This window comes from Parabacteroides sp. AD58, assembly GCF_023744375.2.
GTDB lineage: Bacteria > Bacteroidota > Bacteroidia > Bacteroidales > Tannerellaceae > Parabacteroides > Parabacteroides absconsus.
In genome coordinates, this window is record NZ_CP146284.1 from 133,784 (window position 1) to 153,016 (window position 19,233).

The 19,233-nt window shown below is 45.2% G+C and carries 13 protein-coding genes; 7 read left to right on the forward strand and 6 right to left on the reverse strand.

Translation table 11 applies throughout. From position 1 onward, the window contains the following. The first annotated feature begins 253 nt into the window (after positions 1–253). The 6 genes from NEE14_RS00525 (at position 254) to NEE14_RS00550 (ending at position 13,270) form a co-directional block, all read left to right on the forward strand. Complete coding sequence (locus NEE14_RS00525) at positions 254–1,681, forward strand: DUF3868 domain-containing protein (protein ID WP_251968701.1); 1,428 nt, start codon at positions 254–256, stop codon at positions 1,679–1,681. A gap of 27 nt (positions 1,682–1,708) precedes the next feature. Further along, positions 1,709–2,119: an HU family DNA-binding protein gene (locus NEE14_RS00530; RefSeq protein ID WP_251968702.1), complete on the forward strand. Its 411-nt coding sequence runs from the start codon at positions 1,709–1,711 to the stop codon at positions 2,117–2,119. Between the two features lie 272 nt (positions 2,120–2,391). Further along, positions 2,392–4,428 (forward strand): fimbria major subunit, encoded by a 2,037-nt coding sequence (locus tag NEE14_RS00535; RefSeq protein WP_251968703.1) that lies wholly within the window; start codon positions 2,392–2,394, stop codon positions 4,426–4,428. 122 nt (positions 4,429–4,550) lie between these two features. Continuing rightward, positions 4,551–5,702 (forward strand): FimB/Mfa2 family fimbrial subunit, encoded by a 1,152-nt coding sequence (locus NEE14_RS00540; RefSeq protein WP_251968720.1) that lies wholly within the window; start codon positions 4,551–4,553, stop codon positions 5,700–5,702. A 177-nt stretch (positions 5,703–5,879) separates the two neighbouring features. Further along, positions 5,880–7,454 carry a fimbrial protein gene (locus NEE14_RS00545; RefSeq protein ID WP_251968704.1) on the forward strand — a complete coding sequence of 525 codons (1,575 nt, stop codon included), beginning with the start codon at positions 5,880–5,882 and terminating at the stop codon, positions 7,452–7,454. Between the two features lie 2 nt (positions 7,455–7,456). Further along, the gene (locus NEE14_RS00550) at positions 7,457–13,270 is read left to right on the forward strand and encodes a T9SS type A sorting domain-containing protein (RefSeq protein WP_251968705.1); all 5,814 of its coding nucleotides are present in this window, start codon (positions 7,457–7,459) and stop codon (positions 13,268–13,270) included. A gap of 330 nt (positions 13,271–13,600) precedes the next feature. Here NEE14_RS00550 and cobC read toward each other — a convergent pair whose 3' ends face one another. From cobC to cbiB, 6 genes are read right to left on the reverse strand one after another with little or no spacing between them, the layout of a single operon-like run. Then, complete coding sequence (gene cobC, locus NEE14_RS00555) at positions 13,601–14,131, reverse strand: alpha-ribazole phosphatase family protein (RefSeq protein WP_251968706.1); 531 nt, start codon at positions 14,129–14,131, stop codon at positions 13,601–13,603. Positions 14,132–14,150: 19 nt separating this feature from the next. Beyond that, the gene (locus tag NEE14_RS00560; RefSeq protein WP_251968707.1) at positions 14,151–14,900 is read right to left on the reverse strand and encodes an adenosylcobinamide-GDP ribazoletransferase; all 750 of its coding nucleotides are present in this window, start codon (positions 14,898–14,900) and stop codon (positions 14,151–14,153) included. 2 nt (positions 14,901–14,902) lie between these two features. Further along, positions 14,903–15,940 (reverse strand): nicotinate-nucleotide--dimethylbenzimidazole phosphoribosyltransferase, encoded by a 1,038-nt coding sequence (cobT, locus tag NEE14_RS00565; protein WP_251968708.1) that lies wholly within the window; start codon positions 15,938–15,940, stop codon positions 14,903–14,905. A 6-nt stretch (positions 15,941–15,946) separates the two neighbouring features. Then, on the reverse strand, positions 15,947–16,462 hold the full coding sequence (locus NEE14_RS00570) for a bifunctional adenosylcobinamide kinase/adenosylcobinamide-phosphate guanylyltransferase (RefSeq protein WP_251968709.1): 516 nt from the start codon (positions 16,460–16,462) through the stop codon (positions 15,947–15,949). Continuing rightward, a complete protein-coding gene (locus NEE14_RS00575; protein ID WP_251968710.1) occupies positions 16,462–17,067 on the reverse strand; it encodes a S4 domain-containing protein in 606 nt (201 codons plus the stop codon). The genes NEE14_RS00570 and NEE14_RS00575 overlap by 1 nt, the downstream gene beginning before the upstream one ends. Positions 17,068–17,082: 15 nt before the next feature. Further along, on the reverse strand, positions 17,083–18,030 hold the full coding sequence (gene cbiB, locus NEE14_RS00580; RefSeq protein WP_251968711.1) for an adenosylcobinamide-phosphate synthase CbiB: 948 nt from the start codon (positions 18,028–18,030) through the stop codon (positions 17,083–17,085). A gap of 85 nt (positions 18,031–18,115) precedes the next feature. Here cbiB and NEE14_RS00585 point away from each other — a divergent pair, with 85 nt between their 5' ends. Continuing rightward, complete coding sequence (locus NEE14_RS00585; protein WP_251968712.1) at positions 18,116–19,162, forward strand: SPOR domain-containing protein; 1,047 nt, start codon at positions 18,116–18,118, stop codon at positions 19,160–19,162. Positions 19,163–19,233: the final 71 nt, after the last annotated feature.

Here is a 19,233-nt window from a genome sequence, read left to right on the forward strand (position 1 = left end):
TTCATAGTGAGTTACCGACAGATACGACACATAACGCCAAACGATGCAAAATTTAGGTTTCGCAAGAAATTTGCATCATCGCACGGGTAATGATAAAGTAACTGAACTTTTGCTGCGTTTGTCCATATTCTGTCTCTTCTTGGCTTTTGAACAAGAGAAAAATATAGCGTAACGAACGCTTTTTCAGTCTGTTCGCTACGCTTTACTCAAATTTGCTATTCCGTTAGGTGTTTATTTTAAAAACGTGTAAGGTATGAAAAAGCTCTATACATTCATCTATATGTTGGGGTGTACGTCTTTCTTGTATGCCCAGAATCCGGAAGAAGGTACTTTTTTAGTAAAGGAGAAGAACGCCGAACGTGTAGGAAATGATTTGGTGATTACCCTGAAGGCCGACATCAGTTCGCTGCAACTCTCGCGTAACCAGTCGTTGGTTTGTACACCCTTGGTAGAGAGTGGTGACAGCATCCGGGCGTTAGACCCGATTATCATTAATGGAAAAGTGCGCCACATCCTGTACGAACGCATGGAACGGACTGATAAGAAGGAAGTGGAAATTAGACGCTATAATGATACAGAACAACAGGTAGATTGCCTGGTCCGTACGCCGTATGCCGACTGGATGGAGAAGGCGGATGTGACGTTGGTGATGGACGACTGCGGCTGCGGTTGGAAAGCCTTGTCGCAAAACCGGGATAAATTGTTTGCCCTGAATTTTGCCGAACCGGTTGTTATCGACCCGATGCTGGTCTATGTGAAACCGGCTCCCGAAGAGGTAAAAGCCCGTCATCTGGACGGTAGCGCCTACCTCGATTTTCCGGTAAACCAGATCACCATCAATCCCGACTATCGTAACAACTCTGCCGAATTAAAGAAGATCCAACAGACCGTCGAGGCGGTGAAGAACGATCCATATGCGACGATTACCAGTCTGTCGATCAAGGGCTATGCTTCTCCCGAAGGTACATATAAGGGAAACGCTTATTTGGCTGAAAATCGTGCCAAGGCTTTATTGGATTATGTAAAAGAACACTACGACCTCTCGGGCGTGGAACTGTCGGTCGATTTTGAGCCGGAGGACTGGGAAGGCCTGGAAGCGGCTGTAGAAAAAGGCAACTTGCCGGATAAGGAAGAATTGCTGGCCATCATCCGTGCCGACGAACCGGTGGATTGGGATGCCCGCGAATGGAAACTGAAAACGCTGAATGGGGGTACTTCTTATAAGGTTTTGTTGCGTGATGTATATCCTGCCTTACGCCACTCTGATTATCGGGTAAATTATAATATTCGCAACTTTACGGTGGACGAGGCGAAACAGATCATCCAGTCTGATCCTTCGAAGTTGAGTTTGAACGAGATGTTCCTAGTGGCGGAAACGTATGAGGTAGGCAGCGAACCGTTCAACGAAGTGTTTGAAGTGGCGGTACGCATGTACCCGAACGATCCGGTTTCTAACCTGAATGCGGCGATCAGTGCGGTGAATACCCGCCAGCTCGACAAGGCAAAACGCTATCTGGCCAAGGCAAACGACTGCCCCGAAAAGCAACTGGCCGAGGCTTCGATCCTGATGTTGGAAGGGAAGCTGACCGAGGCAAAAGTTCTCTTGGAAAAACTCCGGCATGAACCGGCTGTGGCAGCTCAGGCCGAAGAAAATATCCGTCAGATTGATGGACAACAATAGATGTCGAACTTTAAAACGAAATGCTTTATGGGAATACGGTACAAATTAGTCCCACGGAAGGACTTTTCGAAAGGGGCGCTTGAGGATGCCAAGCTCTATTACCCCCAGTTATTGAATAATGGAAATATCAGTTTTGACGAGGTGTGCGAAGCAGTAGCCGAACAGACGGCCCTGACCCGGGCGGATGTGAAGGCGTGCCTGGACCGGTTGGCTTATATCATTTCGACCAACCTGAAGGCAGGGCGAAGCGTTAATCTGGGCGACTTGGGTTCGTTTCGGGTGGCACTGAGCAGTTCGGGTGCGACTACCCCGGAAGAGTATGACGCTTCGACAATGATGCGCCCGATGAAGGTGGTTTATACGGCGGGAAAATCCATCCAGGAAATCCGTTCAAAAGCTACTTTCGACCGCATCAAAACGGAAGAGGCAGGCGGATGAAGGCTGTCCGTGCGCCGGGCATAGGCTGACCTGCTGGCAGATCAGCCGTGGTCTCTGGCAAGACCAGCACTGTTCTCCTCCGAGATCAGCGCTGATCCCGAAGGAGGACAGCCGCTGGAGGGGAACCGGATCACCCGCTGTCCTTGCTCGACATCACCTGCTGATGGGGAAGGTGGTCACCGGCTGATCCCGGAGTGAGTCTGCTAGGGGACGGATAAAAGCCCCGGATGATAAAAAGGAAATATGAATACAGATAACTAATAATAGTAATTATGATGAATTTTAAAAGTACATTATGGGCACTTGCCTTCGCTTGCGTGGCGGTGTCGTGTTCAGACGACGTGGAAGACGGGCTGGACAACAATGAAGGAAATGAACTGAATGGACCGACTACCTATATGAAGGTGACAATCAGTTCGACTCCAACAACAAAGGCTACTGGAGGTGAAGAAGGGGATGAGCCTAATGGAGAAATTGGTGATGTAAGCGAATATAAGGTGAACGATGTGACAGTGATCCTTTTTAGTAATTCTGATGGCACAGAACCAAATACATTTGATGGTTCAAGTAAATTGGTTGCTGCGGGTTATAAAGATGGCATAGCTCAGATGGAAACCAGTAGTGAAATATGGCACAGCCGCACGACTGCAACGGTAACTATTACTGTGACCGATCCAAAACAGGCGAATTCTTTTGATGGGAAGACTTACGGTATTATTGCTGTGACCAACCTTGGTGGAAGAGAAGTATTGTGTGACCGTATCAAGGAGGATGATATTTATGTAGGATCAGAGTTGGCAAACTTTCTTCAAAAAGAAGCTTGGAACTCCACTAATGGTTTCGTAATGTCTACTCATAATGATAAATATAATAGTGGTGGTTCAGTCTCAATCTTTGATAAGGTAACATTAAAAGCGGGTACGAATGCTACGAACGCTCCGACCGCTTCGGTTCATGTTGAGCGTTTGGCCGCCAAGATACGCATTAATGAGGCTGATGATATCACCGACTTTATTTATACAGTTAACAAAGGAGAAGAAACAGAAGCCAAGGTCCGTCTGGATCAGGTGGCTATCGTCAACAAGCTGACCAGCGGTACTTATTTGCTGAAGCGGGTGACTTCACAGTTGACTGATGGTTATTCGGATCTGCCGGCAGAGGTAACTAATGATCTGTTATTGGGCAATGAGTCTGCTGGCGATGAAGGAATTGCCCTGAACTACGTGATTGACCCATGGACAAGAGTTAAAGAGACAATCACACCGGCTTCGGACAACTTGGATCAAAGAGACGCATTGGTAGGCGCAAGCTTGACTTCGCCATCTGTAACCGCAAAATTGAGTTATGACAATGATTTTTATGAGGCAAGCTATACCGAGATGTGGACATCTTTTGGTGAAGATAAGGTGGATTTGTCTTCAAACATCGACGCTACATTCCCCTTGCATCTGGCATACACGCAGGAGAACACTACCTCTTTAAAGATGCAAAAGAACGGCTATTCTACCGGGGCACTCTTTAAGGCAACTTACTTCCCTAAGAAGTGGGCAGTTACTAAAACAATTGTTTCCGGTACGACAATCGGAAAAGTTGAGGCTGATGATATTGACTATAATGGCGATGAGGAAGGAACAGGTTATGGCGATATAGGTAGTTCTACTGTGGTTCCGACTGATTTCAAGTTCTATGTTTACGAAGGAAACGTCTACAAGGACTATGAGGCTATCTTCAATGAGTTCGTTTGGACACAGCAGGAACCGTTGGACGGTCAAGCTGGCGTGACGATCTACAGCTACACCGACTTCACAGATACGAACATTGAAAACATCAAGGTGGCTGATTTCTTCAACCATCTGCTGGCCGAATTCTCGGATCCGTTCGACTACATTGATTCCTTGAAAAAGACGTATGACACGAATGGTGATGGCAAATATGACACGAATGATACTGACTATAATGCGGACAAGACTTTTATGGCAGCAGACGCTATTGACACCTACTTGTCTGCTGATGCCAACAAGGCAACCATCAATGCGGTAGTTCTACCTTATGAGGGTGGCGTATGCTACTATCCGTACTGGATTCGTCACGCCAGCAATAATATTCCAACAAAGATGTCTGTTATGGAGTTCGCCATTGTGCGTAACAACATTTACGATATGACCGTAACTGGCATCAGTGGCCTTGGGCTTTCTGGAGCTGAAAAGCCGGATCCAAGTAAGGATGACGAGGAGGATAAGTACTACTTTAACGTCGAGATCTACGTCAAGAACTGGGTAGTCCGCTCTAACAGTGGCATCATCCTCTAAGTAAGCAAGTAATCTAGTTGTTTCAATAATCAATATCCCCTCGCCCAACAAACGGGGGTGAGGGGATAACTACTAACAGATCCAATATGTCATTGGCAGAAAACAAGTTTATAAATACAGATATGAAGAGATATTTGAATAACATCACCAGATCGATCGGCGCGTTGGCCCTGCTGGGTCTGGCCGCGTGCGATTATATTCACGACGACTCGCTGCCCCTTTGCGAGTATCGCTTGCGCTTCGTGTACGATTATAATATGAAATTTGCCGATGCCTTCCAGCATGAGGTCAGCAAGGTTTCTTTGTTTCTCTGCGATGACAAAGGTAACTTCCTTATGCAACGGCAAATTGAAGGCAACGAACTGAAGGAAAACAATGTCAAGCTCGACCTGGAACCGGGTACTTACTACGCGCTTACTTGGGCAGGCCTGGACGAAGGCTCTTACGAATGGCCTCAGCTGACTCCCGGCGTCTCGACACTTCAGGATATCCGCGTCCGCACCCTGCGCAATGCCGATGCGACGCAACCTAATGAACTGGAACCTCTTTGGCACGCTCTGGATACGTTGGTCATTACCGGAACGGCCCACGAAGATAAAGAAATTTCGCTTGCCAAGAACACAAACAAGCTTCGTTTTATCTTGCAAGATACCGAAGGGTACAGCATGGATGTAGACGATTTCACATTTGAAATCACCGCCGACAACGGCTATATGGATTACGACAACTCCCTGCTGGATGACCCGCAAATCACCTACCTCCCCTATTATACGGAAAATGTGGATATTGCTTCAGCCGGAGACGACCCCGACATCGCGATAGGCGACACCCTGTCGCAGATTGTCGCCGTAGCCGAGATGAACACTATGCGACTGATGGCCGGTACGAACTACCGCCTCATCGTCCGCCACAAAGACTGGGAAGAGGACGTATTGAATATCAACCTCCCCAACTACCTGCTTCTTACGCAGATGGAGGGACACAACATATCGGCACAGGAATACCTGGACCGCCAGGACGAGTACTCGATCGTCTTCTTCCTGACCCCGATTCTCTGTCCGGATTGTCCTGACCCGGATGAACCCGATGAACCAGACGAGCCGGACAATCCCGATAACCCGGATGAGCCGGACAATCCCGATAACCCGGATGAGCCGGACGAACCTACTCCAGGACCTGGACCCGATGATCCCCCACATCCGGTTGTCGGCTATGCCTGCTATAAGATTCAAGTAAAAGACTGGGTAATTCGATTGAATAACGGAGAATTGTAAAATTGGTTGTTAGAGAGGTTAAAAGGTTAAGAGGTTAAAAGGTTATGAGGCTAAAGGAGGGTAAAGCTAATACGATCAAAAAGGTATCGGCTCTAACTCCTGAACGAAGCGAAGCGGAGTGCTAACTTCTTTAACTCCTCTAACTCCCCCAATCAAACTCCTCAAAAAAATAGACTTATGAAAAGAACAAAATACATATACAAACACATAGCAGCAGTGGCGACCTCGCTACTGCTCTTGCTATCTTTATTCCCCTCCTGTTCCGAGGATGACGGAGGTGGGGTGGAAGTGGATGAAACAAAACTTTATACATTGACTATCGCACTGAATACATCGACAAGCTATACGCCGACAACGAGAGCCGATGCTCCAGAATGGGAGGACGAAGCAGATGTGTACGAACGTAAGATCGATAAATGTTGGGTGGTATTGTTTGATGCTACTACAAATGCTTGTGTAGCTTCTGTAAATTCTGATGACTTTATCCAGAATGGAACGGAAATAGATAATGCCCAAGAAGTAATCAAAGAAACTGTAGAATTGCCGGAAGGATACTATACCGGTTATGCTTTTGCCAATTTGGAAAACCTCACCAATGGACAATCAATTATATCCTTGTTGGAAGGAAATGATTTAGCAAATATCACCAAAGCGAAATTAAATACTACTGTTTCATTGATTGATGCGAAGAACTTTCAGCTTAAAGATGGAAAAGCAATCCCAATGAGTAGTTACGAAACCCCTATCACGGTGAAAGCTCAGACTGAAAACATCGCACGGATTGTGCTTTTCCGCATGATTGGGAAGGTGGAAATTACGGTAACTGACCAGACTGGGAACGATGAAACAAAGACACTAAAAAGCCTTGCAATGGGTAACTTCCGAAAGGGGCCGATTCATTTATTGCCCTATTCTGAGGGGAATATAGACCTGAACAATATAACCGTTGCTGATCAGGATTTATTACAACCGAAATTCGATTTAGTGCCACAAAGTACCCAAATAAGTCCCTATAAACATGAGGTTCCAATTCCGGAGGTGGGGGACAATATCACCGTAGAGGGCCAAACATATACTTTCTATGCTTTCGAAACCGGTACAAAATCGAACACGGACGCTACATTGAGTATATCTGTTGGAATCAATGACCGCCCTGTGTCTGAGAAACCTACCGAATTCAGCTTTATGCGGCGTAATGACTGGTTGAAGATTCCGGTTGCCATTACCAATATAGAATCGGTCATGCGATTCAAGAATATGCGTATGCCTATCGGCGGACTTCCTAAAGAGATTATTTATGGAGAAGGCGATGGCATCCAAATATTGGTAGATGCGGTCAACGAGGTAGATCCGGATTATGCAGGTCCGGTAAAAATAGAAATAGAAGTACAATCTATCAACACAAGAATTACCAATCCGACCATTCTTTACACGAATACGACAGCAACAGGTAGCGAACGTAGTACCGCTATCTTAGTCGATAATACCGATGGCTTGCTGATTGACGCGGAAACAGGTGAACCACGTGATGAAAATTATGACTTTACCGTTTATCCGTCTCCGGATGCTCCCGATGCCACAAACAAAGCCTATTTTGAAGTATGGACACAAGAGTTGGCTAACGAATCAGATGCGACCATCCAATTGACTTTGATAGCGGAGTATGGTGATACGGAGCCTAAATCAAGAATCGAAATTCCTTACACAATCCGCATACAAAACTATAAACGAACAACTGACGGAGGAAATTGATTATGAGAAACGAAATAGACATCAAAGAAAAGAGTCGCGGAGCAATCCGGAACATCTCCGGACTAAACGAAGAGTTTCAAGGGATGAAACTCCAGTTTCATAGGGACGGAACTCCGGTTTCATCCTATGAAACTCCCGCCCATACAAGCAAAAACCATCCGGCATTCCGCAACCTGTCCCTGCTTACCCTTCTCCTCCTGTTCTTTTCCGCAGGATGGAATGAGAATGGGGTGTGGGGGCAAGAATATACGATTCAATATAAAAATGGGAGTCGGCAAACGAATATTCCGGAACGGGTAGATACAGTTTATATTCCGGATGGTATGTCAAGAGAATTGTATGTGCCGGAGTTGAGAAACAATGATGGACGGGCTGGTGGTAGTCCCAATTATAAATGGTATGTTCGCTGGTATCGTGCTGATGAAAATGGGGACCCGATAGCTATTGATAATAAATTTAAATCGACAATTGTAGATCTCAGAAATAAAGCGGTTATAGAAGGAGGAACAGTGGATACTAAAATACCTCATGCTGCGGCTTTGCATGAAACTCCAGAAAAAACTTCTTTATTTTGGTATCGAAATTTTTTTAATGATCATACAAACGCTGGTTTAGGACCGGATCAAACTACAACATATTATATCTCTACAGCAACAGGAGCGTCAACTATCTTATATACAAGGAACGCTGAAGATATAGAGGATATTGTAATCTGCGATGTCAGCATGAATACTGACGAGAATTTATCTGGATCTACATTAACGGAACCTACATTATCTAAACGCTATAAGTTTGTGATTCGTCCTGCAAGTGAAATTGCAGAAAAAATTAAAAATGCTGGGAATAATGGTATAGAGCACTATGAAATAGCCTCCCCTTCTGATGCTAAAGGTATTAACATTCAAATGAAAACATTTCCTTCTAATTATTGTTGGTATGCAAATGAACAGGATGGAACTATTTTATCGGGAGATCATTATGTATATGTATATGACGGAGGAAAAAGCGGTAGTCTCGCTTCGGACAAACAAGTAATTGGATTGGGTGAAGTTTCATCGAATACGACTATAAATGTTTATGCTGAGACTTCTGATGGACAGAAAAGTCCGTTATTAGCTACGTTCAAAATAATTCCGCAAGCTAATGCAGCATTCATGTTGGAAGAGAATGTAAAGAACTCATCAGATCCTCGAAGAAATCCGGCAGCCCATTCGGATTTATATGAGGCTATCGGTGCTGCGGATTTTGATATGGATGCTAGAATACCATCTTCTGAACTCTCAAGTTCTAATAATTTATGTTCTACACCGATGAGTGCAGAATCAACTACGTATGCTTTCTTAAATCCCAATATAACGATGTATACGGCGCATAATCATGCTGCTTTGCAGAATCAATATGGATTGTATCATAGCGCAAACGTTCCAGGAGTATCTAATGGTGGTGAATATTTTTGGTTCTTTTCATTGAGAAATAATCCTTATGCCAAATCGGTTTATGACCGTACTTATGCAAATACAGGTGGTAAAGAATGTGGTTATTTCTTTTATACAGATGCATCAAATGAGCCGGGACGTTGGGTGAAATTGAAGTTAGATGATGTGATTTGCCAATATACGGAATTGACAGTTACAGCATGGGTGAACGATATGACCACTTGGAATGAAACAAATGATGGCAAGCCATTACCTCCTAACATCAATATAAATTTTATAGGTAAGACAGGTGACAAAGAGGTCGTTTTACATCGTTTTACGTCCGGAGATGCTTTAACGGATTATTCTGTTACATATGAAGGTAAGTCAGCAAATAAAAATGTTGGTAAATGGCAACAACTTTGTTATTCTTTTTCCATTTCAGAACAACAGACTTATGAAGCATATTATTTGGAAGTACAAAACAATACCGCTCATACATATGGTGCAGATTACGCAATAGACGATGTGCGCGTGTATAAATCGAAGCCGAACATCAAAGTACAACGTTATGATGCCTGCGATGCCGCTACACTGACCGTCAGTTTGGATTATACTACCATGTTAAGAAATATGGGATGGACTGCGAACGAGTCTATTGTGGATGAAAGTACGCAATTGTATAGCAATGATCCGGAAAATGGTTTTGATTTGGTAAAATATCGTTTTGGCTTGAATGGAAAAGAAGCGATAGATCCTACAAAAGTGTCAGCGGAAAGCCATGTCGGTAACACTTATTTTTCTTTTGTAGAAGGATTTGACGAAAATACGACAGAAAATGTGATTGATGTTACAGATAGAGAACTGAGTAATGATGAAGATCCGAATCCAATCGTACTTGAGAAAGGACATCTATATCGTTGGGTTCGCGTGAATAAAAGTTTAAGAGTACCGGTACCTCAATCTATGTATTCTTTCCGAGTTATAAACTCGACTGTTTATGAGGATAAAAATTATCCAGGTAGTAAAGACGAAGCTTTGAGACGGGAAAAAATATTGAATTTACGGGCAGTTAAGGATTATAATACAGCGGTTAATTTATATAACAATAATCAATCAGATTATAAACCCGATTCGGATTCGTATGGTAATATAACGGAAATCGCTCTACAAGGTCTTACAGAAGAGAATGTTACTAATGAGGGATATGAAGACACCTATCTTAAAGTTATAGAAGAGCTTTATAGTCGCTTGCAAATACCTCGTATCCGTTGTTCGTGGATAGAAGCGGATGATCCCGGTAGAGTTTACCTTTATGCCTTAGACGTAAACAATACGGATTTGAAATATGTAGGTGAGCAGGTTGGTCTTGATAGCGAGGGCAATCCGATTGTAGCATCCGGTGAATACCATGTCGTTTTACAGGGAGCGCAAGCGGTAGAAAATTGGGAAGTCCCTGAAGGAGATGCAGATCATTCGACATCTTTTAACCTGAAAGATCCTTGTGTCTTGATATCTCCATTTAAGGTAGAACCGGCAGTGCGTATTACCGTGGAAACGGTAAATAATACCAATGCTTTGGCTTGCCTGGGTACGTTGCGTCATATTGAAGCAGATTTGATAGGGACAGACGGATCTGAACTAAGTGATGTAGCTTATAGTTTCGATTGGTTTTTAGGCTCAAAGGCTGATTATGACAAATTGACGAAAAATGAACTATTCGGCGATTATGATTTAAAGCATGCAATAGAAGAATTTAGAAAGGAAGAAGATATTGATAAAGAATTTGATATAGATGATGTTCGAAATGCATCAACAGTTAATGAAACTATCAAAGAGGGGTTGATACGTTTGTTTGAACAAGATTTATTACAGATTGCTACAACCGAATTTACTCGTCCTATTCAAAATGATTCGATCGTGGCCATGCCATTTATCATGGGTTATAATGTGGTGAATGATAAAATTAATTGTACAGATATAACAGCCGTTCGATTAGGAACATATAGCGAGGATGTTCCTATCTTACATCCGGGTTACCTATTAGATCCTTTTAAAGGCGAAGTCTCTTTGCGTTTAGGTCATCCGAATATGGGTGAAAGCATTGCTTTAGAGGTTCCGTTGCAAAAAGGTTTTGAAGAATCAATGGCAGATGCGGCTGAGCATTTAAAAACAGCGGATGTATCATCAGGGGTTGCCATGTATTTAAACAATCCAGATGAAGAATATCCGGAGATTGGAACAGCTAAACTGGATATTTCCAAAACAGATGATGAAGAAGCGATTGTAACTATTTCTTTGAAAGAAGAGGCGAAAGGAAAATTACAAGAAGGAAAAAAATACGAGCTGTTAATACCTTTTGCACAATATGACGATAGTGATACTCGTTTGTCCAGCGAATGTGATGGGTTGATAACGTTACCTGTAAAGATTGTTCCCCAATACTTGACATGGACAGGCTCCACGAACGATGATTGGTATAATGAAGATTTATGGAAACAATCAACAAAAGGTGAATTGTATTTTGACGGTTATGCAGACAGTCCAAATACAGATGCCAATGGATCGGATGATATTGATGATGCTTATTCACCACTTTATTTCACCAAGATTACCCTATCAGGAAATCAAGAATTGGCTCTAATAGATGAGAGTGCATCAGAAAATAGAGATACGAACGATAATCGTTTCTTAAAAGGTTGGAGCGAACAAACGTCGGATGGTAAAGATATGGCAGACTCTATCCGTTACGAAATGGCGGTGGTTAATGCTGAAGGAAAAATTGAGCCCTACTATATTAATAAGGTAAGCGAAATCTACTTCAAGCCGGGGGCATCTATGTATCGTCAGGATTACTTGACGTACGGGAAAGCGTGGGTAGACTTCGAGATGGAGGAGGGCAAGCCCTATTGGATGTCCGCCCCGTTGCAGAACGTCTATGCCGGCGATATGTACGCCCCATCCAATAACGGTCGGCAGGAGACAGCCGCCTTTACGGATATTACGTATAAAGGGAAACATGAAAATGAGACAACAAACAGCCGTTGGAAGCCGGCCTTCTACCAAAAGGCATGGGATAAGGCGATTTCCTATATAACAAAGGAGGGTTATACGCATGGTACAAGTACTCCCGTAAATGTAGCGGCGGTAAAATCCAATTGGAGTATTGAGTACAACGATGTATGGGTTCCATATAGCGAGGGTAAAGGCTTCTACGCAAGAGTGGAAGATTTGCCTGAAGCTAATACAAGTGATAAAGCATTAGTTCGTCTTCCTAAAGCGGATAAACAATATAGTTATGAGACAAAAGCTGCAGGTAATTTGTCGAATGGAGAAAATATTAGCCGGGATAATGCCTATGATTTGTTGGATAAAGTAGAAGGTAAAACTGGTCAAGATATTGTAATCGCCCTTGATACAGAAGTGGATGGCGACGGTACGCATTTCTTGGTCGGTAATCCTTACATGACCTATTTGGATATGAAAGAGTTCTTCGATAATAATACTAATTTAAATAGGAAGTTCTGGACTCTTGATCGCAATGAAGGAAGTATAGTAGTTGGTACGCCAGATATTTCTGATTGGAGTAATGGTGTGGATGGCTATCATGATCATACTGCTGAGAGTACTCAAAGCTATGTCGCCCCAATGACCGCTTTCTTTGTAGAACTGAAAGAGAATGCGACAACTAAGACAATTAAATTTACAACAGCCATGATGGCGGCAAAGCCTAGGACAGATAACGTCTATACAAAGTCTTATTCCGCCTCCAACCCGATCCTGACCTTGACGGCAGAGCGGGGCGAGACACGAAGCGTGGCCCGGTTGTTGACATCCGATAAGGGGCATGATGCGTATGAGGCTTCGGAGGATGCTGTAATCTTGCTCGACTCGGAACTGGACGCACCGATGGTTTATACCGTGGCGGGTGACGTGGCGGCGCAATTCAACACGATGCAGTCGATCAGAAATGTGCCTTTGGGCGTTTATGCGGACAAAGGAGAAGAAGTAGAGCTGACCATTCGTGGTATTTCCCAATTTGCAGATAAGCTTTACCTGTATGATGCGGTGACAAAGCAAAGTACACCTTTGGATGACGATAGTTATACCTTCCGGGTGACAGGTCCTAGTCATGGCCGTTTTATGCTGACCTCTCAAAACCGGATTTCAGTAGAAAGCGATATTTGCGTTTATTCGCCTATTGCTGGACAGTTGTTGGTTATGTCCTCTCCGGAGGAAGCTTTACAACGGGTACAAGTATATGATATGTCTGGACGAATGGTAGTTAGCCGTGACAATATTCGGAATACAACGTGCCAATTATCGCTTGCGTCAGGGATTTATATTGTTTATGCTGAAAATGAATCGGGAAATGTCCGTGTTAAAATTCGGATTCGATAAAATATAAGGCTTAAAAATAGATAAGACCTGTTGTGGCGTAAATGGGTTCTTATCTCTTAGAAGCGTAATTAATATTTCTTTTTTATACAATCTCGCTATTCTTGAGTTGTGAAATTGAAGGGTAGCGCTCCACGCAAGTTCAACCTTGTGAGGAGATGTTTTTTGAATGAATTGGTTCCGTTGTGAAACGAAACCTGATTAAATTTTTTAAGGAGAAGAGGAGAGGGGCGCAAGCCCTTCTCCTTGTTCTTTATTATAATATAATTCCTTCGTAGATTACGTTTATTTGGAATGGAGTCAGGAAAGGACGATTGTCCCATATCTCCGAAATCATATCTCTACCCGAATAACACTGCCATAAGGCGGGATTGAGTTGAATGCCTCTTCGATGGGATATTCTCCAGCAAGGACACGGGCGCAGGTCAGGATGCCGCCGTGGGCAAAAATGGCGATTTGTTTATATCCCAATTCTTTCTTTTCAGCGATGAAGGCTTTCAGCCGTTCGTATTGTTGCCGGAGAGATTCACCATGCAGTGTGGGTGTGTTGATCCAGTCGACGAACCATTCTTTAGAATACGGGTCGGCAGAAATCTCATCCCAGGTTTTCATCTCCCAGTCACCGAAATTCAATTCTTTCAGCCGTTCGTCGCGGATCGCGTTGGGATAACCGCAGAAGGTGGCCAACTTCACACAGCGGGTCAGCGGACTGCAGAATACCTGGTCGAAATGAAGGCCGGCCAACTGCTCGAGGGTAGAGGCTGCTTCGGCTTCAAACGAAGGATTGACGGGAACATCCGTAAATCCGTAGGCCGTACCTTTGGGTACTGCCACGGATGTATGTCTGATTAAATAGATAATCATGGTTCTTGCGCTTTTACGTTTATGACAAGGTATGGATGATCACGATGCCTAGCATGAAACTCAGTTCGCAGAGCAGGAAAAGAGCTCCACAGCAGTCGCCTGTATAGCCTTGAATTTTATGTTTCATGAGGGATGTGAGCAGATACCAGACTACGATAGGGAAGAGAGCGGCGCCTGCGTAAACAATGCCGGAAAGCCAGTAGAGTGACAGACAGGCCGGAATCAGACAAATCAGGTATTCTGTAGCTGTCATACGGCTGTAGACCGTCTTGTTTTTCGCTTCCTCTTCTTTTCGGGCATAAGGCAGGCGGTTGATGATCATGGCCGAAACGCCTTTGCTGAACGGATCGCCGGCAAGCATGGCCGCTCCGGCTACGGTCAGAGGCAAACTGCTCAACAGCGTATAATACAAGGCAAAGTATCCGATCAGCCCGATTACCCCATAGCTGCCGATATGCGAGTCTTTCATGATGGCCAGAATCCTTTCCCGACTGGTTCCTCCGCCAAATCCGTCGAAGAAATCGGCCAGTCCGTCTTCATGCAGACAGCCGGTTATCAGGAGGCGGGTCAGGATTGCCAACAGGACGGCTACTGCGTCCGGCAGAATAAGGGATGAGGCATACAGTACCAGAACACTTACACCTGCCGTAAACCAGCCGACCAGCGGCCACCAGCTGACGACGTGCTTGAAATATTCACCCGGCACTTCGGCCAGACGCCAGAAGGGAAGCCGGGTGAAGAATATGAATGCGGCTAATAGGTGAAGCATGATCAGAAATATTTCGTGATTGCTTCTTCCTCGAAGGTGTGCATCTCGTTGATCATGCGCACGGCCGAATCGACAATCGGATAAGCACAAACCGAACCAGAGCCTTCGCCCAACCGGAGTCCGAGGTTCAACAGCGGTTCTGCATGCAGGTAGTCTAATAGCTTTTTATGTCCGCTTTCATCACCGCAATGACCGAATATGCAGTAGGAAAGCATTTCCGGATATAAACGAGATGCTGCCAGGACGCAGTTGGTCATGATGAAGCCGTCTACTAAAATAATCATTTTCAGTTCGGCAGCGCGGAGCATTCCGCCGACAGCCATCAACATTTCAATGCCACCAAAGTAGCGCAAGATGTCGAGTGTACTGCCGTCGCCTTTATAATTATCCTGGGCCGCTTTCAGTACGTTATATTTATGACGGACACCCTCCGTGTTCAGTCCGCTGCCGGCGCCTACACATTCTATCAGGGGAATACCTGTCAGGCAACTCATCCACATGCTGGAGACAGAGGTGTTTCCGATTCCCATCTCGCCGAAACTGATGACGTTGCAGCCTTCATCGTGGCAAAGGGTGACGATTTCGGCTCCTACTTCGAGTGCCTTTTCCACTTCCTCCTGCGTCATGGCAGCTTCATGCAGGAAGTTACGGGTTCCTTTCCGTATTTTCCGGTTAATGATGCGCGGGTTTTCAGGGAAGTCGTAATCGACACCACCATCTACAATCTTCATCTCGAATCCATGCTGGCGCGCCAAAAAGCAGACACCGGAACCTCCATTCAGGAAGTTATAAATGACTTGCCGGGTTACTTCCTTGGGCGACTGACTGACACCTTCGTCGGCGATGCCGTGGTCGGCCGCAAAAATTACGTTTACCGGATGAGAAAGTACCGGATGCAGTGTTTGTTGGATCATTCCGATCTGGAGAGCCAATGATTCTAATCGGCCCAGCGAACCTTTGGGTTTTGCCAGGCTGTTGATTCTGTCAACCAAGGCTTGTCGGATAGCCTCGTCTGGCCGTTTAATTTGAAATGTTATCATGATAGGTTATTTTTTTATTGCAACGGGAATACCGCTGACCATTAATACAACTTCATCTGCCTGGGATGCAATGTATTGGTTTACCCAGCCTTGCAGGTCGGTAAACTTACGCTGCGTTTCATCCACAGAGACGCCACCCATTCCTAATTCGTTGGTGACAAACAGGAAACAGGCATTCTGATTAGTAAAGGCGTCGAATTCCTTTTTGATTTCATCCAGCGACTGGCTGACCTGGCTGTTGTTGTCGAAGAAGAAATTGGTACACCATAAAGTCACGCAGTCGATCACGATGACTCTGCCTTCCAAAGCATGGCGGCTCAGGTATTTTTCTTCTTCCACATTGGTCCATTCCGGTCCTCTGTTTGCCTGGTGGCGCAACACACGCTGGCGGAATTCTTCATCCCAGATGCGGGATGTTGCCAGATAAACCGGATGGGGAGTCAGGCTCAGGGCACGTTGCTGGGCATAATCACTTTTTCCGGATCTTTGTCCGCCGGTGATCAGGATGATTCGTTTTTCCATCAGGCTTCTCCTTTTCTTTTGGCGATTCGTTTGGCTTTATTGACCGGATTGTTGCGACTTGTCTTTCGCAAGCTGGCTGATTTGGGTGAGGCTGCCATCCGTTGGGCCACGGCCGAGCGGCTCAGCGACTTTCCGAACTTGGGCTGTAACGCCTCGCGCAGGGCCTTGTCTTTATCGACCTGCGGCTTGCCTCCCTGTGTTTCCCGCTCTTTGGCGGCGTGACGGGCAGCGGCGTATTTGTTGTATTTCGCATAATGTTCGCGTCGGCCGCCATTGCCTTCATTTCCACTTGCTGCGCTTGTTGGTCCGGAAGTACGGTTCACCGGTTTCCCGGAACGGCTGCCTTTTGGACGGTTCTCTTTCGGTCCCATTACTAAGTTTTCTATTTTGCGGGTGGCTGCCCGAATCGTTCCGGAGCTGGTATATTTCCCTACTCGGATCGGTTCGCCGTCAACCAGGACTTCGTCGTTTTCCGTTACTTTTTGTCCGATCTGAGGCTGCTTGCCATTGACAGTTACGCGCCCCATCTCAATAAACTTGTCGGCTTCGCGGCGAGAACATAGGCCGGAATCACTCATTAATTTATTTAATCTGATTTCTTCCATAACTTTCTTATCCTTTTATACGATTGCAGAAATTAAGCTTACACAAATACCCATGACCAGTTCGGCCTGGCTGTTTATCCGGACGGCCTGGCGCATATCATCGGTCGTAAAGCTGCGGGCGTTGGTGCCGATATAAGGCTTTACAACCGGCTGTCCGAAGTAGTCGTGCGTACCACCGAACTGACAGTCCAGAATAGCAGCTAAAGCCGCTTCGGGATAACCGGAGTTTGGACTGGCGTGTGCACGACCATATTTAAATACAAAATCACGCTGGTTCAACTGACCGGCGACCAGCAACATGAGAAATGCTGTCAGTCGGGCCGGAATATAATTGGCTATGTCGTCTATCCGGGCAGCTATTCTTCCGAATTCCAGGTATCTGTCATTTTTGTATCCGATCATCGAATCCAATGTGTTCACCATTTTGTAGGCCATCATTCCAGGTAATCCCAGTATCAGGAACCAGAACATCGGAGCAATCACGCCATCACTCAGGTTCTCAGCCAATGTTTCGAGGGCCGCTGCCCGAATTTCCTGCGGAGAAAGGTGAGCGGTATCCCGTCCGACGATACGGCCAACCTGCATTCTGCCTTCTTCAACGCTTCTGTCTACCGCTTCGAAAACGGCTTTTACCTCAGTGATTAATGTTTTTCCGGCCAGGCAGAAGAAAACACCGACTGCGGTTAAAATTCCGGAGATTACCGGGTGAATTACATCCGCAAAATAGAGAATGCCATAAGTCAGACAGTAAATACCGAGGATCAGTGAGACGGCCATCAGACCGCCTTTCAGAATCCGGTCTTTACCTTGGTTGAGATGTTTCTCGCCACAGGCAATGGCTTTACCGAACCAGACGATAGGATGCGGCCATCCTTGCGGGTCGCCCAACAAACGGTCACCCAACCAGCCGAACAGGAAGGGCGTCGTTTTATGCAGCAAATAATGCGTGTCAATAAAAAGCATATTTCATTTTTGTTTTGACCAACAAAATTAGCTAAAAAAAGAACACTGCGTTGATTTTATCCCGAAAGATATATATCTTTGTGATATGCTTAGAATCGTTGAACATATTGACAAGCTTTTGCAGGAGCATGATTGCGTGATTGTTCCGGAATGGGGCGGCTTTGTCGTACAGACAATACCGGTACGGTATCAGGCTGATACCTATTTGTTTGAGCCGTCTCATAAGGAAATTGTATTTAATGAGACCTTGCAGCATAATGACGGTTTGCTGGTCGAATCGTATATGCGGAGTGAGCAGGTCGATTATAAACAAGCCCGCCAGCTGGTAGCAGAAGATGTGTCTGTTCTTCGTCAGGAATTGCAGGAAAAAGGAGTTTGTTCGCTGGGCGAGTTAGGTACGATTTCCTTAGGTGAAGAGAAGCAACTTATATTTGAGGCTGCAGATGCCGAATGGCTGAACCAGCCGATGTTCGGACTCGCTTCTTTTGTTTTCGAACCACTGAGTATCCGCTTCCCGGCTTCTTCAGCTTCGGAAGTTAAGCCGAAAGACAAGGAAGTATATTATATTCCTGTCAGCCGCCGCTTCTTACATGCTGTTGTGGCTTCGGTGGCTGTTATTGTTTTATTGCTGTCGATCTCTACACCGGTAAAAGATGTGAACCGGGCGGCTTATTCAGCCAGTTTCGTTCCAACAGAAATAATCCCGTCTTCCACATGGAAAGCGCAGGAAGCCCCTGCGGCTACTGTTCCGGTACAGACAGAAGCTGTTGTAGAGAAGAAAGCTGAACAACCGAAGGTGGTAGTGACAGAAGAGAAGAGGGCAGAAAAGAAAGCAGTTGCCGAGCTTCCAAAAGTAAAGGAAACCCCAAAAGCTGAAGTAAAAGAAAACAAATCTGTTTCTCAGAAATATTATTATGTGGTGATAGCCAGTTTCCCGACAGCCAGTCAGGCCGATACCTATTTGAAAGATGTCGACCGGAAGCTTTGCCGCCATTCAGATGTGGTGTTGAACAGCAAGAAGTACAGAGTCTACGCCGATCGTTTCACCGAGCGGAAAGCGGCTGAATCGTTTATGGAAAATCTCCGGAAAGACAAACGCTACAAAGATGCTTGGTTGTTTGTCGGTAAATAAAAGAAATAGGAAGCCTGGTTTTCAGCCAGGCTTTTTTACTTTTTGGGTGACGATATTTCCGGTAAATAAAA